The sequence below is a fragment of the Leptolyngbya sp. PCC 6406 genome (assembly GCF_000332095.2).
GTDB lineage: Bacteria > Cyanobacteriota > Cyanobacteriia > Phormidesmidales > Phormidesmidaceae > PCC-6406.
This window is the reverse complement of record NZ_KI913949.1, coordinates 5,328,859-5,354,506: the sequence shown is the minus strand read 5'-3', so window position 1 is coordinate 5,354,506 and position 25,648 is coordinate 5,328,859. Positions and strand designations below refer to the sequence as shown.

18 protein-coding genes and 1 tRNA gene are annotated in these 25,648 nt (G+C 56.4%); 11 read left to right on the top strand and 8 right to left on the bottom strand.

The window, feature by feature from the left end; genetic code table 11:
- Nucleotides 1–53: 53 nt before the first annotated feature.
- The 3 genes from LEP6406_RS29525 to LEP6406_RS0223905 all read right to left on the bottom strand — a co-directional run bounded on the left by LEP6406_RS29525 (nucleotide 54) and on the right by LEP6406_RS0223905 (nucleotide 6,137).
- Nucleotides 54–2,048: a tetratricopeptide repeat protein gene (locus LEP6406_RS29525; protein ID WP_051463843.1), complete on the bottom strand. Its 1,995-nt coding sequence runs from the start codon at nucleotides 2,046–2,048 to the stop codon at nucleotides 54–56.
- 694 nt (nucleotides 2,049–2,742) lie between these two features.
- A complete protein-coding gene (locus LEP6406_RS0223910; protein WP_008316023.1) occupies nucleotides 2,743–4,041 on the bottom strand; it encodes an ATP-binding protein in 1,299 nt (432 codons plus the stop codon).
- A 668-nt stretch (nucleotides 4,042–4,709) separates the two neighbouring features.
- Entirely contained in the window at nucleotides 4,710–6,137 is a 1,428-nt protein-coding gene (locus LEP6406_RS0223905) for an NADP-dependent isocitrate dehydrogenase (protein WP_008309651.1), read from the bottom strand.
- A 128-nt stretch (nucleotides 6,138–6,265) separates the two neighbouring features.
- Here LEP6406_RS0223905 and LEP6406_RS0223900 point away from each other — a divergent pair, with 128 nt between their 5' ends.
- Complete coding sequence (locus LEP6406_RS0223900; RefSeq protein WP_008309653.1) at nucleotides 6,266–6,991, top strand: GUN4 domain-containing protein; 726 nt, start codon at nucleotides 6,266–6,268, stop codon at nucleotides 6,989–6,991.
- On the opposite strand, the gene LEP6406_RS0223895 is transcribed toward LEP6406_RS0223900, so the two are convergent.
- Nucleotides 6,988–8,001 carry a hypothetical protein gene (locus LEP6406_RS0223895; protein ID WP_008309656.1) on the bottom strand — a complete coding sequence of 338 codons (1,014 nt, stop codon included), beginning with the start codon at nucleotides 7,999–8,001 and terminating at the stop codon, nucleotides 6,988–6,990. The two genes, LEP6406_RS0223900 and LEP6406_RS0223895, sit on opposite strands and share 4 nt — an antisense overlap.
- Nucleotides 8,002–8,332: 331 nt before the next feature.
- On the opposite strand from LEP6406_RS0223895, the gene LEP6406_RS0223890 reads away from it, so the two are divergent.
- Both LEP6406_RS0223890 and LEP6406_RS0223885 read left to right on the top strand, forming a co-directional pair.
- Nucleotides 8,333–10,039, top strand: coding sequence for a SpoIIE family protein phosphatase (locus LEP6406_RS0223890; RefSeq protein WP_008309658.1), 1,707 nt, complete (start codon nucleotides 8,333–8,335; stop codon nucleotides 10,037–10,039).
- A 2-nt stretch (nucleotides 10,040–10,041) separates the two neighbouring features.
- Nucleotides 10,042–10,479 (top strand): ATP-binding protein, encoded by a 438-nt coding sequence (locus LEP6406_RS0223885; RefSeq protein ID WP_008309661.1) that lies wholly within the window; start codon nucleotides 10,042–10,044, stop codon nucleotides 10,477–10,479.
- A 122-nt stretch (nucleotides 10,480–10,601) separates the two neighbouring features.
- Here the strand turns inward: LEP6406_RS0223885 and argF are convergent, their stop codons facing one another.
- The 3 genes from argF to LEP6406_RS0223865 all read right to left on the bottom strand — a co-directional run bounded on the left by argF (nucleotide 10,602) and on the right by LEP6406_RS0223865 (nucleotide 13,762).
- Nucleotides 10,602–11,531, bottom strand: a complete 930-nt coding sequence (argF, locus tag LEP6406_RS0223880) for an ornithine carbamoyltransferase (RefSeq protein ID WP_008309663.1) — start codon at nucleotides 11,529–11,531, stop codon at nucleotides 10,602–10,604.
- Between the two features lie 293 nt (nucleotides 11,532–11,824).
- A complete protein-coding gene (locus LEP6406_RS0223875; protein ID WP_008309665.1) occupies nucleotides 11,825–12,607 on the bottom strand; it encodes a transglutaminase-like domain-containing protein in 783 nt (260 codons plus the stop codon).
- 129 nt (nucleotides 12,608–12,736) lie between these two features.
- Nucleotides 12,737–13,762, bottom strand: a complete 1,026-nt coding sequence (locus LEP6406_RS0223865) for a hypothetical protein (protein ID WP_008309667.1) — start codon at nucleotides 13,760–13,762, stop codon at nucleotides 12,737–12,739.
- A gap of 475 nt (nucleotides 13,763–14,237) precedes the next feature.
- Between LEP6406_RS0223865 and rsfS the strand changes: the two genes are divergently transcribed.
- The 4 genes from rsfS to LEP6406_RS0223845 all read left to right on the top strand — a co-directional run bounded on the left by rsfS (nucleotide 14,238) and on the right by LEP6406_RS0223845 (nucleotide 16,411).
- Nucleotides 14,238–14,630, top strand: a complete 393-nt coding sequence (gene rsfS, locus LEP6406_RS0223860) for a ribosome silencing factor (protein ID WP_225886628.1) — start codon at nucleotides 14,238–14,240, stop codon at nucleotides 14,628–14,630.
- A 47-nt stretch (nucleotides 14,631–14,677) separates the two neighbouring features.
- A complete protein-coding gene (locus LEP6406_RS0223855; RefSeq protein WP_008309671.1) occupies nucleotides 14,678–15,175 on the top strand; it encodes a CGLD27 family protein in 498 nt (165 codons plus the stop codon).
- Between the two features lie 76 nt (nucleotides 15,176–15,251).
- A complete protein-coding gene (locus tag LEP6406_RS0223850; protein ID WP_008309673.1) occupies nucleotides 15,252–16,205 on the top strand; it encodes an asparaginase in 954 nt (317 codons plus the stop codon).
- 129 nt (nucleotides 16,206–16,334) lie between these two features.
- Nucleotides 16,335–16,411: transfer RNA gene (locus LEP6406_RS0223845), tRNA-Met, on the top strand.
- Nucleotides 16,412–16,492: 81 nt separating this feature from the next.
- On the opposite strand, the gene LEP6406_RS0223840 is transcribed toward LEP6406_RS0223845, so the two are convergent.
- Entirely contained in the window at nucleotides 16,493–18,643 is a 2,151-nt protein-coding gene (locus LEP6406_RS0223840; protein ID WP_008309675.1) for a hypothetical protein, read from the bottom strand.
- 535 nt (nucleotides 18,644–19,178) lie between these two features.
- Here LEP6406_RS0223840 and LEP6406_RS0223830 point away from each other — a divergent pair.
- The 4 genes from LEP6406_RS0223830 to LEP6406_RS0223815 all read left to right on the top strand — a co-directional run bounded on the left by LEP6406_RS0223830 (nucleotide 19,179) and on the right by LEP6406_RS0223815 (nucleotide 25,573).
- Nucleotides 19,179–19,997 carry a 3'-5' exonuclease gene (locus tag LEP6406_RS0223830; protein ID WP_008319038.1) on the top strand — a complete coding sequence of 273 codons (819 nt, stop codon included), beginning with the start codon at nucleotides 19,179–19,181 and terminating at the stop codon, nucleotides 19,995–19,997.
- Nucleotides 19,998–20,360: 363 nt separating this feature from the next.
- Nucleotides 20,361–21,377, top strand: coding sequence for a BMP family protein (locus tag LEP6406_RS0223825; protein ID WP_008319039.1), 1,017 nt, complete (start codon nucleotides 20,361–20,363; stop codon nucleotides 21,375–21,377).
- Between the two features lie 97 nt (nucleotides 21,378–21,474).
- Complete coding sequence (locus tag LEP6406_RS29520) at nucleotides 21,475–24,207, top strand: hybrid sensor histidine kinase/response regulator (protein ID WP_008319040.1); 2,733 nt, start codon at nucleotides 21,475–21,477, stop codon at nucleotides 24,205–24,207.
- Nucleotides 24,197–25,573, top strand: a complete 1,377-nt coding sequence (locus tag LEP6406_RS0223815) for a sensor histidine kinase (RefSeq protein WP_008319041.1) — start codon at nucleotides 24,197–24,199, stop codon at nucleotides 25,571–25,573. Before LEP6406_RS29520 ends, LEP6406_RS0223815 begins: the two co-directional genes overlap by 11 nt.
- The last annotated feature ends 75 nt before the right edge of the window (nucleotides 25,574–25,648 follow it).

Sequence of the window (25,648 nt, the reverse complement as noted above, 5' to 3'; positions counted from 1 at the left end):
GAGGGGCCGAGTGTGCCACGATGGAACGGCCAGGGTATTTACGCCGCAGAGTACTAGGTGCTGGCAGCGGCGAAGCGCTCTTGCACCTCGGCGGGGGTGATGTGGAGGCACTGGGCGACGGTGACGAGGAGGCGATCGTCTTGGGTGGTTTGGTACAGGCGGGCAAAGCTACGAAAGACAATGCCTTTGTTATGGTCATCGCCGTACTCAACATACGTTTCTAACGACTGCTTGTAGTGAGCCTGCGCCTGCTCAAACTCCCGCAGTTCCTCCGCCACCCTGCCCAACTGGTGGTAAGTGCCGGCTTGGCTGTAGCGATCATTGAACTCGATTTTGATATCGAGAGCCTGCTGATAGTGCGATCGCGCTTGCTCATACTCCCGCAGTTTTAAGGCCACCGTGCCCAACTGGTGGTAGGTGTCCGCTTGCTCGTAGCGATCGCCGAACTCGATGTAGATATCGAGGGCCTGCTGATAGTGCGATCGCGCCTGCTCATACTCCCGCAGTTCTACAGCCACATTGCCCAACTGGTGGTAGGTCATGGCTTGGTTGTAGCGGTCATTGAACTCGATTTTGATATCGAGGGCCTGCTGATAGTGAGATCGCGCCTGCTCATACTCCCGCAGTTCCTGCGCCACCATGCCCAACTGGTGGTAGGTCATGGCTTGGTTGTAGCGGTCATTGAACTCGATTTTGATATCGAGAGCCTGCTGATAGTGCAATCGCGCCTGCTCATACTCCCGTAGTTCCTGCGCCACCCTGCCCAACTGGTGGTAGACGGTTGCCTGAGTGTAGCGGTCGTTGAACTCGATGAAGATACCGAGAGCCTGCTGATAGTGCGATCGCGCCTGCTCATACTCCCGCAGTTCCTGCGCCACCCTGCCCAACTGGTGGTAGGTGACTGCTTGGCTGTAGCGGTTGTTGAATTCGATTTTGATATCGAGGGCCTGCTGATAGTGCGATCGCGCCTGCTCAAACTCCCGCAGTTGCTGCGCCACCATGCCTAACATGTGGTGGTTTACCGCTTGGTTAGGATAGTCCTGGAGTTCGATGTAGATATCCAGGGCATTTTGAAAATGCGCTCTGGCTACCAAAAAGTTTCTTTGGTCAAAGGCAACACGACCTAAGTGAAAATAGGCACTAGCTTCGCCAGGGCGATCATCAATGGCTTGGAAAATTGCCAACGCCTGCTCAAAAAAATGTTGGGCTTGGTCATAGCGGCGACACGTTTGCAGGGTTTTGCCCAGTTTCAGGGAGACTTCAGCGGTTTGAGATGGGCTGATGCCCCCGTGCCCTAGGGCTTGTTCATAGGCGTGCAAGGCCGACTCAGGATCCGATTGCTGGCCATAGCCATCCCCCAGGTCGCTGTAGAGGGTGATCAACAGGGGAGACTGAGGGTTTTGCTGGCGGAGGGCAGTGATTTGCTGCGCTAAGTCGGCAATGGCGGCGGGTGAGGCATCCGGGGTCTCAGGGGCAGCGCCCGAGGGGCTCGGCTGGGCGGAAAATTGCGAGGGTTGCAACGCCAGGGGGGAGGGCTGGGCTTCAAACTCAAATACTCCACTGCGCCAGCTCCAGAAGTCCGCTGCCTGTCGCGATACCCCGGTGGCGACGGTGTTTGATAGCCACACCACCACCGGAAATCGAAACTCCCGCAGGGCTTCCCGCGTCCATTGCAGCGAGAAAAAGAACTGTTCCTGCTCTGACTTCTCCGCCGCCAGCCGCACCCCAAATAGCTCCGAGCCCCCCAGCACCGTCACCACCGCCCGTTCGCCCCCTTGCAAACCGGGCCCTTGCAAACCGGGGTTGTAGCGCACCAACTCCGCCAGCGTCGCCTTCAGGCTGGGGGCTTTGGGGTTGAGTCGTGCCCGATAGGTGGCGATGCCCTGGGGGTGCAGCGCCGTCTCATACCGTTGGATCAGCGTCTCCCGCAGCTCCGGGTGGTCACAAATAGCCAGAAACAAATCGAGGCGCTGGTCATTCGCCCCCAGGGACACCATGAGCTTGCCAAGTTCCCGCTGGTTGTGGGGGCTAAGGGCAGATCCAATCATCACAGCTCGCAAGACTTAAAGGACTCACAGGAAAACAACCTACCCGCTAATCGAGCTTGCTCCCGGAGGGAGAAAACCTGGCCACCTGGTACACCATTAATTCGCAGATCCCTAGTGGTCTGTCAAACCTAATTTTGTAGGTTGGGTGCAGCGCTAGCGGAACCCAACATGGCCCACTGCTGTTGGGTGACCCTTCATTTCACCCAGCCTACGCAGACTCACTGACCGTTTCATCGTGGCACACCTCGGCCCCTCACCGTTCGGCTGAGCGTTCGACTGAGCGTTCGACTGAGCGTTCGACTGAGCTCACGCCGAAGTCTCACGCCGAAGCCCTAGCCCTCTGGGAGAGGGCTACTGTGTATACATAAGTCTTCGGTTGAGTCTTGTTTAGGGTTTGATCCCCCCAACCCCCCTTTTCAAGGGGGGCAGTCCCATCCCCCGCTATCGCCGCCCCCTTTTTAAGGGGGCGGCGATAGCGGGGGATTCGCCAGAATGTGACTGCTCAGAGAGATGTGTATACACGGTAGCCCAGAGGGAGAAGGGACCAGAAAATGTTGGACTGGTGCGGCAGAATAGCAAGCCTATTTAATCGAGTAGATGCCCTCGTAAGATCAGAAATTCCCTTTCATCCTTCTGCCTTCTGCCTTCATCCTTCATCCTTCTGCCTTCTGCCTTCATCCTTCTGCCTTTCCCCCTACTCAGGAGCCCCGATCAACTGTTTTCGCCGCAGTAAATCGGTGACCAAGGGATGCAAGTCGTACCACAAATCATCATTTTCATACTCCAACACATATAGCCCATGGAGCAGCTCTAGAAACTGGGGGCTGCGGGCATCGGGCGGGGTAAATTGGGCATAGATTTGCCCCAATAGTTCATAGAGTTGACTGCCCAAACTGCGGGCAAATTGATTCCGCAAGGTCTTCACCGCCGCCGCCAAAACCTCAGCATTAATCACCACGTCAGCATTCTCTGGGTTCAGATCCAGCTCCAACATGCACTCGCGGCAGCATTCCTGGGCGAGGCGAATGAGTTCCCGCAACACCCCTCCACTCAACAACACCAGTTGCCGCAAAACGTCCGGTTCAACCAGGTCTGGATCAATGCGCTTTTTCAGCACCCCCAGCAAAATGTCCACATTCTCCTCCAGGGCTTCCCCCGCCAGCCGATGGGCCTGATCCTGGGGGAAAAACTTAGTCACAGACAGGAGAATAATCTGACAACAGGACTGGAGCGTCGCCAATAATCTCGGCTCTCGCACCACCGAAATGGGGATGGTAAACACAATCCGAATATTCGGCGAGAACAGAGCGTTAATATTATCCCGATAGATGGCTTCTACGACAGACAAGTCCAGCTTGTCTAAATCGTCGATGATCACCAAGACCTCTTTTTGGGTCGCCGCTTGGATGGCGGCGGCAATGCGATCAATCGTGTTGGATAGTTCCGACACTCGCCGCTCGTAGGTGACCTTGATCTCTTCCCGAAATGTGTCCTCCTTCTGCAATTTCCCTTGCAGGAATTCCAGAACATTGACCCCCACGGACATCTCCTGCTTGAGCTGATCGGTGTAGGTTTTGCTCTTGGTTTCCGTGAACCAGTTGAGGAGATTGTTTTTGGTGGTCTCAGGAATGGGCACCTGAAGTTTGGTCGCCTTGCTCAATAGCATCAAGGCCACGGAATAAAGAATATTGACATGGTTGACATCAGACATTTCCACCATGTCTGCAATGGAGAAAAAGACGACAAAATGCTGCCGTTGGCGCATTTGGCCCGCAAATTCATTCAACAGCGTGGACTTGCCACAGCCCCGATGCCCGGTAAAGATAACCTTGCCATTCGCTTGGGAGGCCAGGATCTCCTGCTTCAGTCGAGCTAGGGTGCGCTGACCATACTTCACTCGAAAGTTCTCGATTTCCTGGGCCTCTAAAAGGGGAAACAGGGCCAGGTTTCGATAGGCTTGCATGAAGCGATCGGAGGGGTTAGAGCCAGTCATAGCGAAGGGTACGGGGTGGGCCTAGCCTGAAAATCTGCCCTCATCATAGGTCACCCTATACCCTGTAGACCCTGGACTTTAGGGAAGCACCCCGCCCCGTGGGGGCACCCCTCCAATGGAGGCTACTGTACACACATATTTCCAAAGGGTGCTGATGCCCCTTAATTCCCCCTTAATCCCCCCTTGTAAAGGGGGGAAACTCTAGTCCTCCCCCTTTACAAGGGGGAGTTAGAGGGGGTCAGGCCGGGATGCACATCCAACAGTGACTTATGTGTACACCGTAGCCCCCTGGGAGAGGGCTACGGTGAGGGCCGAGTGTGCCACGATGGAACGGCCAGGGTATTTACGCCGCACAGGACTAGTACCGCAGGACGTAAATCAGTCCACTATCGTCGCACCAGCCCAACCTTTTCCGGTCCCCTCGCCCCCTGGGAGAGGGCTAGGGAGAGGGGCCGAGGTGTACCACAATAAAACGGTCAGAGTATTTACGCCGCACAGGACTAGTACCGCAGGACGTAAATCAGCCCACTATTGCCGCACCAGCCCAACCTTTTCCGGTCCCCTCGCCCCCTGGGAGAGGGCTAGGGAGAGGGGCCGAGGTGTACCACAATAAAACGGTCAGAGTATTTACGCCGCACAGGACTAGGAGCCCAGGTTGATGGTGGCCCCTAATCGTTGAAGTGCTGGATAATTGCGTCGGCAAAGGCAGAGCACTTTAGGGGAGCGGTCACTGGCGGCGTCATGAGGCGGGCAAGGTCGTAGGTGACCTCCCGGTTAGAAATCGCGGCTCCGATGCCCTGCTTGATCAAATCCGCAGCCTCTTGCCAGCCCATGAACTCCAACATCATGACGCCGGAGAGGATGACAGAACCGGGGTTGATGCGGTCGAGGCCCGCATGTTTGGGGGCGGTGCCGTGGGTGGCTTCAAAGATGGCGCAGGTGTCGCCAATGTTGGCCCCTGGCCCCATGCCTAGCCCACCAACGATAGCGGCGGCGGCATCGGATAGGTAATCTCCATTCAGGTTCATGGTGGCCAGAATGGAATATTCGTCGGGGCGGGTTTGAATCTGCTGGAAGATGCTGTCGGCGATACGATCGTTCACCATCACCTTGTCTTTCCATTGGCCATTGCCGTGGGTGGCCCAAATGGCATCAAGGATGCCCTGGACCTCCGTGCAAATCTCGGCTTTTTTCTCCGGGGTTAGGGCGTCGTAGCCCGGTTCCACCTGACGGGCGTTGTCTTCAACGGAGAGATCGGGCTGGGCTTCTTTGTTGCCTAGTACCCAAGACTCCAGCTCGGTGACGCACACGGGGCGAAACTCGGTGGTGGCTAGTTCGTAGCCCCAATCCCGGAAGGCTCCCTCGGTGTACTTCATGATGTTGCCCTTGTGCACCAGGGTCACCTGCTGCTTGTCTTTGGGCAGTCGCAGGGCATGTTGAATCGCCCGTCGCACTAACCGCTGGGAACCGGTTTTACTAATTGGCTTGATGCCAATGCCGGAGTCGAGGCGAATTTGCTTCTGGCCATGCTCTGGGGTGGCGGGGATCAGGTCTTCATTCAGAATCTTGATCAGGCGCTCGGCCCCTTCGCTGCCCGCTTTCCATTCAATGCCGAGGTAAATGTCTTCGGTGTTTTCCCGATAGACGATCAGGTCTAGTTTCTCAGGGGTCTTATGGGGGGAAGGGGTGCCTGCGTAGTACTTGCAGGGGCGCACACAGGTGTAGAGGTCGTTGATCTGGCGTAGGGCTACGTTGAGGGAACGAATACCGCCGCCGATGGGGGTGGTGAGGGGGCCTTTGATGGCGATGCCAAAGTCCCGAATGGCTTGGAGGGTATCTTCGGGCAGGTATTGGTATTGGCCGTACTGTTCGCAGGCTTCATCCCCAGCGTAGACCTTGAACCAGACGATGCGGCGCTGGTCACCGTAGGCTTTGGCCACGGCGGCATCAAAGACTTTTTGGGCCGCTGGCCAGATGTCTACCCCCGTTCCATCGCCCCGAATGTAGGGAATGATGGGCTGGTCGGGGACGATCGGCTCGCCGTCTTTGAAGGTGATGCGATCGCCCACGGTGGGGGGCGTAATCTGTTGGTACATAGCGCTACTGTAGATCCTGTCTAGTATCCAAGGTACGATGACTACTCTACATCTCTAACCACTATCGTCAGTGGCTTTGAACACCGAATGGGTCTTTAGACCCTAGGGCAGAATTGTTAAACCTCCCTATGAGTAGCTTTATCGCCGACAACCCCGCCACGCTTCCGTCTTCTAACGCTGATGATCTGCGTAGCCAATTGCAGGCGGCGGCGGTGGCCAAGCAGTTACCTTTGATCGCCCCCCTCCTAGCGTTGGGAGAGCCCGGTTTGGTGGTGCTGATGGACTTTCTGGTGGCCCAGCAAGCGACCCCTACGATCACGACGGGACGGATTTATCAGAAACTGCGATCGCGCTCTGAGGATCGGGTCCAGAGTTTCTTGCAGGATCATTTCCCCCAGGGGGTTTACCCACTGCCGGCCTCCTGTCAGGTGGACTACAGCGACGTGCAGCGGGCATTGGGAGCAGAGGATTTTGAAACGGCAGATCGCCTCACCCTAGCGGTGATGTGTGAGCTGGCGGGACCAACAGCCATGAAACGCAACTGGTTTTATTTCACCGAAGTTGCCGCCTTTCCGGTGGTGGATTTGCAGACCTTAGATCAGCTCTGGCGGATTTATTCCGAGGGCAGGTTTGGCTTTTCGCGCCAGCGGGAGCTATGGCTGGGACTAGGAAAAAACTGGGAACGGCTTTGGCCCCAGATTGGCTGGAAGCAGGACAACCTCTGGACCCGTTATCCCGGTGGGTTTATCTGGGATCTGAATGCTCCAGTGGGCCATCTGCCCCTATCGAACCAACTGCGGGGGGTGCGGGCCATGGAGGCGCTGCTAGTGCACCCCGCCTGGACCCAGGGTTAATCCAAGTAATCCAAGTAATTGGTCAGAATTAGCGCCTGGGTGGGGGTAGCACCGCTGAGGGTGAGGGTGTATTCCACCGCGCTGCCCCCCGCCCCGCTCCAGCCGATAATGTAGCCCCAGTCGTCCAGGATGGGGGTGTTGTTAAAGGTGGTGACGGCGATGTAGTAGCGTCCGGTGCGGGGCAAGAGAATGCCTGCTAGCCGGGACTGGAGCCCTTCAAAGTCATCATTTTCCGCCAGCAACTTGCCCTCGGCGTCAAAGAGAAAGAGTTGGGTGTCGTCATTCCCATAGAGGGAGGGCAAAATTCGGGTCACGTCTACAGTTATGTCTACCCGATCTCCCAACCCAGCAAAAAAGGTGTAGACCTCGTGGCCGCTGGTCACGGTCCCCCCCGACACCCCTGACCCAGTTTGCATACTAATGGTGAGGGCGGGGATCAAGGCCGGAATCTCGTAGATTTCATAGCGATCGAGATCCGCTGCGGCCCGAGCCCGGTTCTGGCGGTAGGCATCGGTAATGGGGGGTGGGGGCGGTCCCAGACCACTATAAAAAAGAGAGGTCAGCGCCTCTTCCCAGTCCAGAGGTTCCCCTGGGGCTTGACTGGCAAGGACATAGCGCCGCAACACCGTCTCACAGTTCTGGATGTCGGGTACTACCGTCCCTTCTACCCGAAAGACCTCTAGCTGGGTCCGCAAACCTACCATGGCCTGACGGTAGGTGGGGGTCACTTTGTCGGCAGCAATCAACGGTGCCGTAAGTGCGATCGCGCCGTCCCAATCGTTTAAACACACCGCCCGCAGCAGGCGTTCATGCTGGTCCATGACAGCAGCGGCCCGCCCTGGTAAGACCAGCCCCCCGCTGGCGATCAGTCCGAAGAGAATTGCGACCAGCCCACCGTTACGCCTGCCATATCCCCTAGGGAACGGGGTCAGTTGGTTGCCCTGTGGATCATGACGTTGACAATGATGTCTACAGTGGTGTTTACGGTGATGCTGACGATGGTCGCCCATAGCTTTTGCCTCCCTCCCCACCGGAGCCTCGGTGGTTGTGTCACACTATTGCCTAAATCAGGTGCCTAAATCAGGCTGGTCATCGGGTTTTAAGCCCAGCTTAAACACCGCGATCGCCTTACACTTGGTGCCCATTGTGCCTGAGAATACAGGGGATGATCCGGTCTGACAGGCATTCTGATAAAAAATAGTGGTTTGTCTGGGACAACTGGGCAAGCTGAAGGAGACCTTTCTCCGGTTTGGCTCAGGGCTATGCCCCTTACTCCAAGAGTAGTGGCAGGCAGCGGCACCAACGCACATAGGCAGAAGGACATTGCAAAAGGACATTCCCATGGCATGGGAGGACGAAGAATCCCTTAAGTTAATGGTGGTAGATGACGAGCCAGACAACCTGGACTTGCTCTACCGCACCTTTCGGCGAGAATTTCAGGTCTTTAAGGCAGAAAACGGCTTTAAGGCCCTAGAGTTGCTGGACGCTGAAGGAGAAATGGCCATCATCATCTCCGACCAGCGCATGCCCCGCATGAACGGAACCGAGTTCCTGAGCCGCACGGTGGATCGGTTTCCCGACACCATTCGTATCGTGCTCACGGGCTATACCGATGTGGAGGACCTGGTGGAGGCCATCAATTCCGGCAAGGTGTTCAAATACATCACCAAGCCCTGGAACCCAGAGCAGTTGAAAACCGTTGTGGTTCAAGCGGCGGAAACCTACCGGGTAGTGAAACAGCGCACCAAGGCGCTGACGCGATCGCTGCGGCGGGAGTCCCTCTCCAACGAGGTGATGACCGCCATTCGCGAGTCCCTGGACTACCACAGTATGCTCCAGACCATCGCCAACACCCTGGGTCACACCTTTGGAGCCCACTATGCCATTCTCCACGCCATGCCCCCCGCCGCCGAGTCGGCCTTGGCCGATCCGGCCCTTGGCAAAGCCTTTACCTACGTCGTTCCTGGCCAATCCCTAGACCTACGGGAGTCCCTAGAGCGCCATAGCTGGGATGTGACTCAGGACGTGTTCTTAGCGGGCGATCACCCCCAAGGGCCAAACTGCGTTCATCACCAACTCGATACCCTCGATGATCTGCCCGTCCCAGTAGTGGCGCTGACCATGCCCCTGATTTATCAGCAAACTGCACTGGCGGCTGTTTCCCTGTATCAAGTGGCAGCCGAGGCCGACTGGTCTGAAGACACCCTGGTGCTCCTAGACAGCGTCACCGAGCAGATTGCCCTAGCCATTTCCCAAGCCCGTCTCTACCAGCGCATCCAAGAACAGACCATGCAGATGCGGGCGGAGCTAGAGGTGGCCCGCCAGATTCAGAGTAATCTCCTGCGCCAGACCCTCCCCACCCTAGATACAGCGCGGATTCAGGCCCGCTGTTTCCCAGCGCGGGAGGTGGGGGGCGACTTCTTCGAGGTGTTTGTCCATCCCCAGGGCGATCTCTGGCTAGCGGTGGGGGATGTCTCAGGTAAAGGGGTTCCTGCCGCCCTATTTATGGCCAGTGCGATTTCTGTACTGCGGCGGGAGTTGTCTCAAGAGACGCCCCCGACGCCGGAAAAAATGATGCAGAACCTCAACCACAGCCTGTCGGAGGACTTGGTGGGGAACAACTGCTTCATTACCTTGGTACTGGTGCGTTACACCCCCAGTACCCACCAGTTGATGTACGCCAATGCCGGCCACATCTATCCCTTAGTTTGGTCCCCGGAAACCCTGGAGAATCCGGAGGCGGAGCCCATCTATTTGGAGGTGCGAGGGGTGCCCCTAGGAATTTTGCCAATCTGGAAAGCTGCTGCCGGGGAATTAACGATGCCGGAGGGGGGCACGTTATTACTGGCCAGCGATGGCCTCACGGAGGCCACAGTGCAGGACAAGGATAACCCTGGGTCCACCGCCATGCTGAGGCAAACGGGACTGTGGGAACTGCTCAAACGACAGCCTCGCCCCCTGGATTTAGATAAATTGCTGCTCACGATCCAGGGCGAAAAGACCGAGCAAGAAGACGACCAAACCGTTCTGGCGCTGGAGGTGGTATAGCCATGCAGACGGAACTTCGGATCCCCAGCGACCTGCGATTTCTAGCCATTGTCGAGTCCTGGCTCTTGGGCTCGCTCCAGGTGGAGCTAGGAACCTGGACCGATTGGCCCAAGTGGGAAAATCGCCTACGGCTCGTTTTGGTGGAGTCCTACTCCAATGTGGTGCGCCATGCCCACCGTGATCAGCCCGAGCTACCGGTGCGTCTGTGCCTAGAACTCCAAGGGGAGACCCTGATGCTGGAGGTGTGGGACTCGGGTCAGGGGTTTGACCTCAGCACCTATCTCCCCCCCGGCCCCGATCAGTTCCAGGAGGGAGGCTACGGTTGGCTCATTCTGAATCGACTGATGGACAAGGTGGAGTATCAGGTGAAGATTCAGGGCAAGCATAATTGCCTACGGTTGCAGGCCAATTTGCCACCGGATTGGGGAAATGGAGAGTAGTGTTGCAAGGGTGAAGGGTGAAGGGTGAAAGGGGATTCCAGGACACACAAGTGTTTCTGCATTGACAGATAGGTGGGCTATTTCCGTCAAGTAGCAGGTAGCAGGGGGTTTCCTACGGCTTTCTAAATTGCCCCCAACAAGCAGGCTAGGAGCGCCTTCTGGGCGTGCATCCGGTTCTCGGCCTGATCCCACACGCGGGACTGGGGGCCTTCCATCACGTCATCGGTGATTTCTTCCCCCCGGTGGGCGGGTAGGCAGTGGAGGACGATGGCATCGCGATCGCACCCCGCCAGCAAGGCATTATTGACCTGGTAGGGCTGGAATCGGGGAATTCGGCTCTCGGCGTCGGATTCTTGGCCCATACTGGCCCAGACATCGGTATAGAGAATTTGGGCTCCCGCCACCGCTGCCTTGGGATCGTCGGTGAGAATGACCTCACTGCGATCGCCCGCCAGTGCCCGCGCCTGGAGCACAATGTCCTCATTGGGCACATAGTCCGGCGGGGTAGCGATACGAATGTGCATTCCAGCCAGGGCACAGCCCAGCATTAGAGAATGGGCCATGTTGTTGCCATCCCCCAGGTAGGTGAGGGTCAGACCCTCTAGGGAGCCAAAGGCTTCCTGCACCGTCAACAGATCTGCTAACACCTGACAGGGATGTTCCAAGTCCGTGAGGGCATTGATAATGGGCATGTTTGCATGGTGGGCAAACTCCGCCAGTTCCCCCTGGTCGTAGGTGCGAATGGCGAGGGCATCAAGGTAGCGATCCAGGACGCGGGCCGTGTCGCGGATGGGTTCCCCCCGGCTGACCTGGGTGAGCTGCACATTTAGATCCAAGACCTGCCCCCCCAACTGCACCATGGCGACGGAGAAGCTGACGCGGGTGCGGGTGGATGCTTTGCGGAACAGGAGTCCCAACACTTTGCGGGGGCAGTCCGCCGTGAGTTGTCCACATTTGAGTTGGGTGGCAATGGTGAGCAAGCCCCCCAGTTCTCCCGGACTAAGGTCCGCCATGCTCACGAAATCTCGTCCCTTTAGCCCATCTATTACCATTGCACCCTGCGCCGCTTTGAAAAACCGCTTTGGAAAATACAACGCTATCAGATTTTGCCCACCCCTAGGCGTTTCCTGGTTTTGGGGGGGAACGAAATTTCGCACGAGATTTTTGCCCTGGAGTGAGGCATCCAAGAGCACGGCTGGACTTTTGGCCTGTACAGGGCGACAAGGTGGGTGTATGCCAGTCTTGTCGGTTGGCCCCTCCTGGGGGAAGCAAGCTATGGCGGCGAGGTCGGCTTCGGAAGTGTAGTTTCGGGTAAAGGGGCTGGGGGATGAATTGTCCACACCCCCTAGCCAGCAGCATGAACCCAGACGTTCATTTCAGTTAGGATTACAGGCCCAAACTGGGTGGCCAAAGCAACATCTGCTGCATCTCGACCATATGCGATCGCAATTCTATTTCCCCGTGGCGCTGACTGAGTCGCATCAAAGGTATACCAGCGACCTCCCACAAAGGCTTCAAACCAGGCATGAAGATCCATGGGTTCCAGTTCATAGAGATACCCCACCACCATGCGGGCTGGAATCGTCAGGCTCCGGCATAGAGCCATCCCCAAGTGGACAAAATCACGGCAGACCCCTACACGGGTTTTCGCCGTCTCCGTTGCAGAGGTAGAAGCCGTACTGGATTCATACCGATATTCAATGTGGGTATGAATCCAACTCCGAATAGCCTCCACTTGGTCGTAGGCGGGCAAATCGGTCAGCACAATATCGTTGGCTAAATTCCCCAGCAGATCCGATTCGCAATAGCGACTCGGCAAGAGAAATTGCAGGGTGTAATCCGGCAATTGCTCAATTGAGACAAAGGCAGCCCCCGGTTGAACATCAATGGCATCAGGGGTATCCACCGTCGCTGTGGTGTGGACTGCAAATTGCCCTGGGGGACTCAGCAAGCGCTGACAGAGGTTGCCATAGTTGTCGATATAATCCACGACAGGGACAGAGGGCTCAAAACGACAGTTTTCTTGGATCACCGACTGCCCTAATCCGCTGCGTGGTCGGAGCATCAGAATCAAGGGAGAAGGGGCACTCGCTTCAAATAAAAGCTGACATCCTGCCTGCAACTGCATAAAGCCCTCCATGGGGCAAAGTATTTCTCCAGTGGATTCTATGCCCTTAGGCAAAACCCACCACCATCAGCGGGCAGAATTCTATCGCTTAATCCTATGGAGCCGTCACACAACCCAACTCAACTGGGCCTAACTCAACTGGCTAATATCTCCCAGATCCAAAGGATCTAACTGATCGATAACCGTTGGATTAGCCGCAGGACGAGCCTGCTGAAGCGTCGTTATCCGGGTCTGATATTCCGTTTCTAATTCCGCTAAGCGAGCGGACCAGCGATCTTGGTACTGGGCAATTTTCTCCGCCAATTGTGCCTCATAATCCTCTCGGATACGGCTGATTTCTGCTGCCATATCCACGGGAGGCTGGACTGAGGGCGACGGAACAGCTAGGGCGATGGTTTCACTGTCGGCAGGATTGGCAGGATTGGCAGGATTGGCAACAGCGACTGGGGGTGGGGCAGCACCAGGATGGAGAGTTACGGTGGGCTCATTATTGGGATTGCCCATAATGGCACTGGGAGACTGGGGATTAGGCGGGACAATGGGGCCAGACCCTTGCTCAATCGTAGCCTGACGGGTGGCGAACTCTTCCTCTAGTTGAGCGAGGCGGGTCGTGAGTTGAGCTTCGTAATGTTCAATTTTTTGGGCGAGGCGAGATTCGTAGACCTGTTGTAGATCAGCTCGTGTGATTTTGGTGTGGTGAGCCAACTGTTGCTCGTAGGCTTGCTGAAGTTTCTGAGCTGCTTCCTTGAGGCGGGCCTCGTATTGCTGCTTGAAACGGAGCACCTCAGGACTGTTGGCAGCCAAGGGGGCAGCGGCGGCGGCGGGTGAAGCAGCAGCGGCCAACTCAGCCTGTTGCAACATTTCTAATTGAACCTGATGCTCTTGGCTTAGCTCTTGGATGCGCTCTTCTAATTGATCTTGGTAGTGGGCAATGCGTTGGGTCAACTGGGCCTCGTGGTCTTGGGTCGTTTGCTCTGAAACGGCCTGGAGGCGCTCCGCGTGGACCTGTTCCATTTCGGTGAGGCGCTGCTGGTTTTGCTTCAGGCGTTTTCGCTGCTGCTGCAACTGCCGCTGGGGCAGGCTATAGCCCAGTACCAGGCCCACTAGGGCACTGACCAGTAGGGCAACAATACCAACCTGAAGGGTCACGGTCATGGGAAATCTCCTGCCGATATACCACGAACTGAAATGAGCGCGAACTTGAGCCGATGGGAGCCGAGGTTAATCTACGGTCTTAACGCAATGAATTTAATGAGATTTATGATACATGCTGGATTTTGCTACTTTCCTTAAAACATCTACAGAATAATGGGCAGCCTCTACCGTTCTCACACTATCCTGACCTGTATTAGCATGTTCCAGCCCAAATCTCTGGCCGGGATCTTGAGGGGAAGCGGCGGTTGACAACCGCATCTGTACCACTATCGAAACCCACCAGTTTTGCGAGAGGGCTGATACCCTTCGCTAGGTCGTCTCCTCCAAATCCTGGCTACGCCCATTGGCCCACCCCAGGGGATGATTTTTGAGATGGAATACGCTGGCCCGTGACCTAATGACCCATTAGTGACCCATTACTGAGGAACACCCCCCACGCATGACAGATCTTCGCCCTGCTTCTACCCTTGCTGGTATGACTGTCCCTATTACCGCTGCTGCCGAGGATTCCGCCCTGGTTTTAGCCCTCACCGCCGCCCGTGCCGCTGACGAGCGTAAGGGAGGCAATATTCGCCTACTTAAGGTCAGTGAGGTCTCCTACCTAGCTGATTATTTCGTTATTGTGACGGGCTTCTCGTCGGTGCAGGCGCGTGCGATCGCACGCACCATCGAAGTTGCCGTAGAAGAGACTCTAGGACGATTACCCCTACGCACAGAGGGACTGACCGATGGCCGATGGGTACTGCAAGACTACGGTGAAGTCATTGTTCATACCTTCATGCCCGAGGAGCGCGAGTTCTACGGTTTAGAAGCCTTCTGGGGCCATGCAGAGGAAATTTCCCTAGCCCCCCAATTGCCCAGCGCCTGAACCGGCCATTGGCGCTATGGTATGGAGGTGAATGTCCTTTGCCCCCTATGCCCGTGACCCCGTCCCGCTGTCCGGTCCCCCCCGATCAGCTCCCAATTAACGAGTACCAAGACATGAACCAGTCTTGGTTCTATAGCTGGGGGGGGCGATCCCTGTCAGGGTATATCAAGCCTTTAGTAGTGCTGTGGTGTCTGAGCTGGATCGTGACGGGTCCAGTAGCCGCAGCCAGCTTTTCCCCTGGAAAAGCTTTGACACCCTTTCTACTCTGGGGAGCGGCGGGCTCCTTGGTGCTCCCCATTCTGACCCTAGCCCAGCTTTACACGGGTTGGTTTCATGTCGGCCAACGACTACGACGGGAAGCGGTGCCCTATGAGGAGTCAGGCTGGTATGACGGCCAAATCTGGGTGAAGCCGGAGGAGGTGCTAAACCGCGATCGCTTATTAATGGACTACCAAGTGCGGCCTATTCTCCGCCGCGTTCAAAAAACCTTTGGAATTCTTTTCGGCGTCTTGGCCCTGTTGATGCTGGGGACGCAACTGGTGTGAGAGGATGTTGAGAATCATTTTGCTGATACTTTGCTAATGATATGTCTGCATCCATTTCCCTGTCAGAGGGCTAGCCATGACTAGGGCTAAACGCTACCAAGCCCCAGAGCTTCAGGTCCAACTGTTACGGGAGGGCATTGTTGAGTCGGTTCATATTGCCCACGCGGTAGTGTGCGATAGTCGGGGTCGCACCCTGTCGGTGGCAGGGGATGCGGAGACAACCTCCTTTATTCGTTCTGCCCTGAAACCCTTTCAAGCCTTGTCGGTGACAGCCTCAGGCACCCTAGAGTCCTACGGCCTAGGGGATCGTGACCTTGCGATTATCTGCGCCTCCCATCGGGGCACCCTGGCCCACATTCGTCAGGCATTCCATATTCTCTGGAAAGCGGATATTGAGCCTAATCGTCTCAAGTGCCCTATTCCAGAGGGGGCTACCAGTCCCCTAGCCCATAACTGTTCCGGTAAACATGCGGGCATGTTGGCGGTGTGCAAACAGCAAAACTGGCCCCTGGATAACTATCTGCACCGCAACCATCCGGTGCAGAAGCTGATTCTCAGCCAGGTGGCGGAGATCCTGGGAATGCCTCCTGATGAGTTCATTGGAGCCCACGATGACTGTGGAGCCCCCACCTACTTCATGCAGTTACACCAGATGGCCGCGCTCTTTGCCAAGCTCTCTTCGGGGGACACCCTGGAAATGGAGCGTATTGTCCGGGCCATGACCCACTATCCCGAACTGGTGGCAGGGGAGGAAGCCTTTGATACGGTGCTGATGCAGAGTACAGCGGGTTCACTAGTGAGCAAGTCTGGAGCTGAGGGCGTGCAATGTGTGGCGCGGGTAGGTGAAGGGCTGGGGCTGGCAATCAAGGTGCTGGACGGCTCTAAGCGCGCTAAGTATGCCGTGGCGGTTCATCTTCTGCGTCAACTGGGCTGGATCTCGCCGGAGATTTCGGAAACCCTAGCAGATCAGTACTTGGTACTAAGTCCCTACAAACGTCTGGATTCCCTAGGGGAGTTGACACTACTGTAGGTGTCGAGGGTGCGATGGCCGCAGGCAAGCCTCTGGCCATCGCACCCTCAGTTTTGATTGCACCCTAGAGAAAATCTTTGGGAGAAAGGGTTCAGATTGAACGTTATACTGTTATAGTTAGTAGAGCGACGCGGGGTAGAGCAGTCTGGTAGCTCGTCGGGCTCATAACCCGAAGGTCCATGGTTCAAATCCATGCCCCGCCACCAAATAGACAAAATAAGGACTTGGTTTCCAGTTGGAAGCCAAGTCCTTATTTTTATCCTAAGTGGCGACCGTGGGCAGCAAGCTCATGGGAAAAAATCGCCCTGTGCCAAAACCAACCCTAACAACGGTCCTGCTTGCTCCTGACCATTCACCGCCAAATCACTGTGGCACAGGACCACCCGCTCTGTAGTGCGACCCAATAGGTCGCGGAGAATACGCTCTAGACGGGCTTCATGGGCTTGCTCGACGGATTCCAGGGTCCAGGGGCGACCCGTCCAGTTTTGCTGAAACAGTTGATAGCCAAACAACTCATCACTGCCCGTCAGCCAGCGAGGTGACCCGGCATCCAGCCAAAATTGCCAGGGATGGACTAGGCGCTGGGATCGGTATTGGAACACCGTGGAGAGGGTCACCCCCTGCTGGGGATCGGTGGCTTTGACTGGGTAGGGATTGGCGGTGACGATGCCCTGGTGCAGCAGGGAGAGGAAGCGGCCTTCGGGGCTGGTTTCCCCAGAGGCACTGGCGGCATTATCCGGCGGCTGGAATGGGCTGGGAGATCGCCGCTGCTGGCGCAGGCGACTTTCCACCTCCCAGAAATGTTGAGCCGTCTCCAATAGTTCCCGCAGAGCCGCAAGCTGGTCATAGGGCAGAATGCTACCCCGCCAAAGAAAGGTCTGAATCGCCCGATCAATTAGGTTCACTGGGCTAGTCAGAAGTCGCTGCTGGCGGGCCTGCCGCTGGGCGGCAATCCACTGGCGCAACTGTTCATAGGCTTCTGTCGCCTGGTAGCCGAGACGATCCCAGCGGGGAAATTCCGTCACCGCCAGCAGGTCTGGCTGGTCAGGATCGGGGCGAAAACAATGGTCGGCGATCAGCTCCGCCCGCACCGGGTCAATCTGGACCCGGTCCATCCAAGTTTCCTGGGGATCGCCCTGGGGCGACTGGCTCAGGACAACGAGCATTTCTGCGATCGCATCTCGATCCAAGAGCCGCCCCAGGCCGGGATACACCAGAGGCAGCAGCGTCAGCACTGCCCGCACCAGGGGGCTGCTGACCAGGGGGCGCTGATCATTCAGCGACGCTACGGAAATGCCCTGATGGGCCAGAATTTCCGCCAGACTGTAGCGGGCAATGGCGTCAAAGCCGGGACCGATGACCGCGATGTCCCTAGGAGCCACCTGCTGGGCCTGAACTGCTGCCCCGATCGCCTCTGCTGTCCGCCGCAGCAGTTCCCCGCGAGAGGTAGCCTGGACCACCGCCATCGGCTCCACCGGCTCCAGGATTGCAATGGGATCTAGGACGCCTTGGACAATGGGTTCGGCCCAAGTCGCTGCAAGGGAATGGGCCGGGGTTTCCGGTTCCTCCGGCAGGGTGATCACCTCACTACTCTGGTGCCGCCAGATTTCTAATGCCTGGGGATCGGCCCCCACCCCCAGCCGCACCTGCCCCTGGGGATTCCAACTCACCGCCACAGGACAATCCAGATCCAAGGCAGTGGCAATCACACGCCCCACCATGGCCGGATATTCGTCTAGGTCGTCGGCCACCACCCCAAGAAAGCGCTGTTGCCAGCGATCGCGATAGGCAGACAGGGGTAATAAGTGCCGCCAATACAATTCCATGGCAATGGCGTAGGTCAGTAGTCCCCCCTGCAAACACCAATCTCGCCAAGTCACTAGGGCGGTGCCGATGGTCTGCCACACCTCCGGCGGCGCAGTACCGGGGGGCATCCCCGCCATCACCATAGAGCCAATATCTTCAGCAGGAATCCCTGCCGCCGCCGCCAGTTGCAAAAAGTCTAGGGATCGCCGCACAATCTGGGCTGTGGTCCAACCCGGAACTGCGATACCCCCTGTGGGCTGGTCCTTGACCATCGCACCCACCTGAAACCAGGGCTGCCACAGAGCGGTGGCCAACTCCTGTTCCTTCTCAGGCCGCAGTTTCATCGGGAACTGGGGACTCAGTCCCAGGGACTCCACCAGCAAGGGCCAGAACAGAATCACCTCATTCTGCACAAATCCCGCTGGGGTCGCAGTGGTCAGGGGCAGGGAGGGAGGCAACTCCGCCGCAATCCGCTCCACCAGGGCCAGCCGATTATCCCCATTCGCCGCCATCACCAAAAACACCGCCTCCGTGGGATGTTTCTGGTCCGCCGCCAATGTCCTCAAATGGGACAGTAACCGGGCCGTTTTGCCACTGCGGGTGGGGCCTTGGATCCAGGTGAGGTGGGGCATGGGGGGGAGTGATGGGGTGGGGGAGGTGATAGGAGTTTTGAGTTTTGAGTTTTGAGTTTTGAATTAAATATCCCGTAGGGTGCATAGCGCTAAGGCGCGGCTTCGCCCACGCGAAGCAATGCACCGCAGAGATGCCGCGCCAGATGCAGAGTTTTGGGGTAGGGGCGCGGTTTCCGTGCCCAATGCAGGATGTCGCCGTAGGGGCGGGTTTGGCTCGTATTGCCTGGGAAATCCAGAATGGGAGGCTCAAAACCCGCCCTGCCCGGTGGGCGGGTGACCGATATTGGGGTGTTCGGGTAGGGGCGCGGTTTCCGCGCCCAATGCAGGGGGTGACAGGTAATAGGTGACAGAGAGTTTTGAATTTTGAATTGAATGTTTGGTAGGGGCGCGGTTTCCGCGCCCAATGCAGGGGGTGACAGGGGATGGGTGGGGCGATGGTCCAGGATTGGCCTAAAGGGGCCATCGCACTTTTGACTCACTTTGCCCTGTATGGTGGAATCTGGCTTAAGCATTTACCCCTATCCATCCATACCCCATGGGGCGACCGATTCCACGCCAGGGCCAAGCGGCTCTGCGCTCTACAGAACTACTAGACTATTATCGCCGGGTCAGCCAAGGGCTACTAACGGTGGTGGATGTCGAAACCACGGGATCCTTGCCCTACCGGGGGGCGAGGGTGGTTGAGGTTTCGATTTTACAGGCCACTCTGGCGGAGGGTATTCTCCACCAAGAAACCCACTTGATCAATCCGGGGCAGCGGATCCCCGCCAATATCACGCGACTTACCGGAATCACCCCAGCCATGGTAGCTCAGGGGTCTTTTCCTGAAGAGGTGTGGCCAGATTGCCTGGAGCGTTTGGAACAGGGCACTCTCACGGCCCATAACTTGGAATTTGACTACGGCTTTCTCCAGGCGGAATATCGTCATCTTGACCATCGATTTATACGGCCCCCTGCCCAACTGTTTTGCACGGTGCTGCTGTCCCGACTACTGCTGGCGGATCTGCCCTCCCGTCGCCTGCCGGATCTCGTGCAACATTTTCAATTTGACGTGGGGCGATCCCATCGGGCCGAGGCGGATACACGGGCCTGCTGGTTTCTGGCGGAATATTTGCTGCGGCAGATCCAGCAACAGCCTGATGCGGTGCTATTGGATTACTTTGCCCAGCAGTGGATTCCGTTATCGGCAGCGGCGGCCATTCTCCAGAAATCGGAAACCGCGACGCAACAATTCCTAACCATGGCCGGAATCGAGAGCCATTTCTCTAAACGCAAGAGTCGTCCCCTTTATCGACGAGGCGATGTAGAGCGCATTGGGCAGGGACTTGACAGCGATCAATTGTCTCTTTTTTAGCGATCGCAGGTTATGCCTAACGGACCCAAAAGAAGTTATGACAAGTTCCACGAGCAGTTAGAACTTGTTATTTTTTTGTGAATTTTGGGTAGTTATAAACCAGACAGACGATCGCGGCCAAGTCAAGTTTTAGGCGCAGCAAATTCCCAATACACTCAAGTACGGATGTGGGTTTCACCGACAGGCAAGCTCCAATTCTCAATTTTTAGAGATGAACTGGGTGGATCTGCGGAGCTAGGCGCAACAGCGCTAATGCTATTCTTCTGGACGCTTTCTGGACAACTGGCCTTGTTTCACTTGTTACCAATTTTCCCAATATTCTGTGGAAATTGATGGTCATCAACTTTATGGGTATGAAATTCTATGCGTATTAAATCTCTGCTGACTAACCTACTACTCGCGATCGCGACCCTGACGCTGGCCATTAGCTGTGGCACAGCACCCTCCGATACCCCCAGTGCTGGGGATACAAACCCGGATGGGCGGCTGCGCGTCGCCATGATTACAACGGGTTCTGAAAGCGATGGCAGTTGGAGTCAAGCAGGCTACGAAGGGCTCAAATTGATTGAAAAGACATTTAACGCCGAGATCGCTTTTAGTGGTTTTGTCAATGATGGTGAAGGGGAAGAATCTCTGCGGCAGTATGCCGAAGAGGGCTACGACTTCATCATTGCCCAAAGCGGTGGCTATATCGAAAATGCGGAAACCGTTGCGGATGAGTTTCCCCGCACCAAATTTGCCATCGTCACCACCTATCCCGGCAACAACCGCAATCTAGGGGCGGTGGCCTTCCGGTCTGGGGAGGTAGGTTACCTGTCGGGGGTGCTGGCGGCAATGACGACGGAAACCAACAAGGTGGCCTACATGGTGGGCCACGACTATCCGGTGTACCAGGAGGAAGCGGCCCTCTTTGAGAAAGGGGTCAAGGAAACCAATCCTGATGTGGAGGTAGTGACGGAGTTCCTCCAAACCTGGACTGATGGCGAAAGGGGAAAAGAAGTAGCGCTAGCACTGGCGGAGCAGGGTTTTGATCGCTTTGCCATCAATGCAGATGAGGCCGGAATTGAGGCTATACACGCGATCGCAGATGACGACACCTACAACAACGTCAAGGTGATCGGCTGGACCGGAGATCAATATGACATTGCCCCTGATCACGTCATCACCAGTGTCTTGCAGGATATTCCTCGACTGATTTTGAATGCCGCCGATCTCTTTCAGCAGGGTCGTTGGGAGGGCAAGCTCTACAAGTTTGGTCTCAAGGAGGAAATCTATGGTTTTGCTCCCTTCCGAGGTGCCCTCAACCCCGAGGATGAGGCCGCCTTTGAAGACATCAAAAACAAGGTCATGATTGGGGAAATTGATATTTCCCCCACCTAAATACAGCCAGATCATCCGTTCTGAGGGGTGTTGTAGCCATCGGTGCCCACACCCTTCTGAACCGCTGCGGGATGTCATTTTTTCTAGGGTCTTCAGGATGAATCATTCCGTTAACCCATCCCCAAATTACGATGGTTCTACACCCAGGGGTGAAGACACCCATCGCCCTCAGACAGGCAAGCTGCAATTTTTTCAGTCTATTGCCCATCAAATCCGTAGTAGTCTGCTGGCGATGGCCCTCCTCAGCACCCTGCCCCTGGGCTCGGTGATGTTCTACTGGAGCTTTCGCGACCATGTGGAACAGCTCCACCTCTTGCAAGGGGAGCGCAGTCAGGTGGTGGCCAACCGCATCGAAAATTACCTGGACGATTTACGACGCAAGCTCAGTTATCTGGCTCGGGTCCAAGGGCTGAGTGATCTGGATGTGACTGTGCAGACGGAACTGCTGGAGGGATTGACCCGCCACAATGAGGCCTACGAAGCGATCGCGATTTTAGACCGCACTGGACAAGTGGTGAGCTTTGTCTCGCCCTATGGGGACTTTGATCCCAGAACATTTACCAATTCACCGGAATTCCAGCGGGCCTACCAACAGCAGGAAGAGTTTGCGGGAATTGTCTCCGTAGATCCAGAAATGGGGATTTCCATGGTGACGTTGGCGGTCCCTATTCGCAACGCCACCGATCAGGTGGATGGAGCCCTGCTGGCCCGCGTCAGCCTCAACTTTCTCAGCTATGTGGTCTCCCAAACCCCCGCAGGCGATACGGGCTATGTCTATGTCTTAGATGAGCGTAATCGTCTCATTGCTCGCTCTGGCAATAGCAGCCAGAATTTCACCATTGCAGATCTCAACAACACGGCCTTAATCACTGCTCTGGATCAGGCTAGGACAGGGGAACTACGCCAGTATGATGGCCTTGCGGAGACACCAGTTTTAGGGGCTGTTTCACCGATTTCGAGTATGAGTTGGAAAGTGGCGGTGGAGCTGCCAACCCGAGAAGCCTATGCGCCCCTCTATCGCTTGCTTCTAATCATGGGTGGGGTTTCGGGGGTGTTGTTGGGAATCGCGATCGCGGCAGGCTGGGTACTCTCCCGACGGTTGACCAAGCCCTTAAACCAATTGACCGAGGCGGCTATCCAGCTCAGCGAGGGAGATTTGGCAGCACGGGTCCACCTGAGCGCCCAGAACGAACTGGGGCTGCTAGCCCGCACCTTCAACCACATGGCGGCGCAGGTGCAGGACTCCGTCGCCACCTTGGCCTCCGCTAACGAGCGTTTGGAACATCGGGTGGCTGAACGGACGGCGGAATTGCAAACTGCCATGGAGGCAGCGGACACCGCCAACCGGGCCAAGAGCGAGTTTCTCGCCAATATGAACCACGAGTTGCGGACGCCCCTGAATGGGATTTTGGGCTATGCCCAGATTTTGAATCGGGATTCTAGCCTGATGCCGAAACAGCTTCAGGGGGTGGAGGTGATTCACCAGTGCGGATCCCACCTACTGACCCTGATCAACGACATTCTGGATCTGGCCAAAATTGAGGCTTGCAAGATGGAGCTGTATCCCCAGGATGTTCACTTTCCCAGCTTTGTTCTAGGCACAGCGGAAATTTGCGCCATCAAGGCTCGCCAGAAGGGGATTGAGTTTATCTATCGGGAATCGGAACAGTTGCCCACCGCTGTCCACACCGACGATAAGCGACTCCGGCAGGTACTGTTGAATCTCCTCAGCAATGCGGTTAAGTTCACGGACCATGGTCGGGTGGTGCTGACAGTGGAGCCGATCCCGGAGTTGGTCTCCGATCGGTCAACCCCTGAAAATCCTGATCAGAGCACTGGCGACGTGCAACTGTCGCCCAACAGAAGCCTGGTCACCCAGGCTATCCGCTTCCACATTCAGGACACGGGCATCGGCATTCCCCCGGAGCGGATCGCAACGGTATTTAGCGCCTTTGAGCAGGCAGGGGGACGCGATCGCAATGCGGAGGGGACGGGGCTGGGTCTCGCCATCAGCCAACAGATCGTGCAGATGATGGGCAGTACCATCCAGGTAGAAAGCACCCAGGATCAAGGCAGCACCTTCTGGTTTGATTTGGATCTGCCCCTAGCCCTAGACTTTGTGGCCAGCACCCGCGATCGCGGCCCCATGATTACCGGATATCGCGGCCAGCCCTACACCATTCTGGTGGTGGACGACCATCCCGAAAATCGCCTAGTACTGGTCAACATGCTGGAGCCCTTGGGGTTTACCGTCGTGGAGGCGGTGGACGGGGTGGTGGGCTATGAACAAGCCTGCCAGATCAAACCGGACCTGATCATTACCGATGTGATCATGCCGAATCTAGATGGCTTGGAGATGACCCGCAAACTGCGGCAGCACTCGGAATTCTCCAAAACCCCCATCATTGCCTCCCCCGCCAGTTTGTCCCAGGTGGATCAACACGAAAGCCTAGAGGCAGGCTGCGATCGCTTTTTTCCCAAACCGATTCAGCTCGATGCGCTCCTGGCGGAAATGGCTTCCCTGCTGCCCCTAGAGTGGATTTACGTCACGCCGGAGGAACCATCCCCTGACCCGTCCCTGGCCACTCCCCTGGACCCATCATCCCTGGGGAGCATGCCCCCGGCGGCGGAGCTAGAGGCTCTCTACACCGCTGTGCAAGGGGGCTTTATCCAGGACATTCAACAGGAGGCCCAACGGCTACGCGACCTTTCCCCCGACTACGCTCCCTTTGCCAATCAGCTCCTGGATTTTGCCCAGGATTTTGATGACGAGGCCATTATGCGGCTCATTCAGCCCCACATTGCAACCGAGAAGTTCTATGGAAACTAACCCGACTCCCCAAACTATTCTTGTGGTGGATGATACCCCCACTAATATTCAGGTGCTTTTTGATCTACTAGATGCGTCGGGCTATCGGGTTGCGATCGCAAAAAGTGGTGAAATTGCCCTCAAGCGCCTCCAGAGCAGCATTCCTGACCTGATTTTGCTGGATGTGATGATGCCCGGTATCGACGGGTTTGAAACCTGCCAGCGGATCAAGGCGGCAGCCCACACCTGCGATATTCCCATTATCTTTATGACGGCCCTCTCCGACACCCTAGATAAGGTCAAGGGGTTGAAATTGGGGGCCGTAGATTACATCACCAAGCCGATTCAGCATGAGGAGGTGCTGGCCCGCATCAAGGTCCATCTGCAACTGCGCCATTTGACCCAGAGTCTAGAATCCCAGGTGGCGTCAAGGACAACGGATCTACAATCGGCCTTGGACCAACTCCAGCAGACCCAACTGCAACTGGTGCAAAACGAAAAAATGTCCTCCCTAGGGCAACTGGTGGCAGGAGTGGCCCACGAAATTAACAATCCCATTAATTTCATCTATGGCAACTTGCAGCCCGCTGAGGACTACATCCGGGATTTGCTAGCACTAGTGGAGTCCTACCAAACCCATGTGCCGAATCCCCCCGAGGCGGTAGCAACTTTAGCAGAGGATATGGATTTAGATTTTTTGCAAACCGACCTGCCCCGGCTGATCGACTCCATGAAACTAGGGGCCAACCGCATTCGCCAGATCGTCCTCTCCCTCCGTAATTTTTCCCGGCTAGATGAATCAGAAGTGAAGGCAGTGGACCTCCATGAGGGCATCGACAGTACGCTCCTGATTTTGCACCATCGCTTCAAGCACAAAGAAGGCAACGCTCCCGCTATTGAGGTCATTAAGAACTACGGCGATCTGCCCTTAGTAGAATGCCACGCCAGTCAACTGAATCAGGTGTTTATGAACCTGATCAGCAACGCCATTGATGCCCTAGAAGACCGGGCAAAGGCTGAGGCGACGGCATTTTCTTCTCCCAATGCCCCGCCTATGATTCGGATTCAAACCCAGCCGCTAGATCGCGATCGCGTCGCCATCCACATCGCCGACAATGGTCCCGGCATTCCTGAATCCGTTCAGGGCCAGTTATTCAACGCCTTTTTTACCACCAAAGGGGTGGGCAAGGGCACGGGGCTGGGGCTGTCCATCAGCTATCAGCTCGTGGTAGAAAAGCACCAAGGTCGGTTGTTCTGCCGCTCTACCCCCGGACAGGGTGCAGAGTTCGTGATCGAGTTGCCAATTAAGCAGGCGCAGTCCCAAGAGGCAAGCGCCAAAGACCGATCCCAGACTATCGCGCCCCGCCCTAAGCTGCCCGTAGCCTAGTGCTCAGTCAATTAATGATTGACAGATGAGCAAAACCCTGAAGTTTAGTTGGGGTTAAATTTTGAAAGTCTTCAA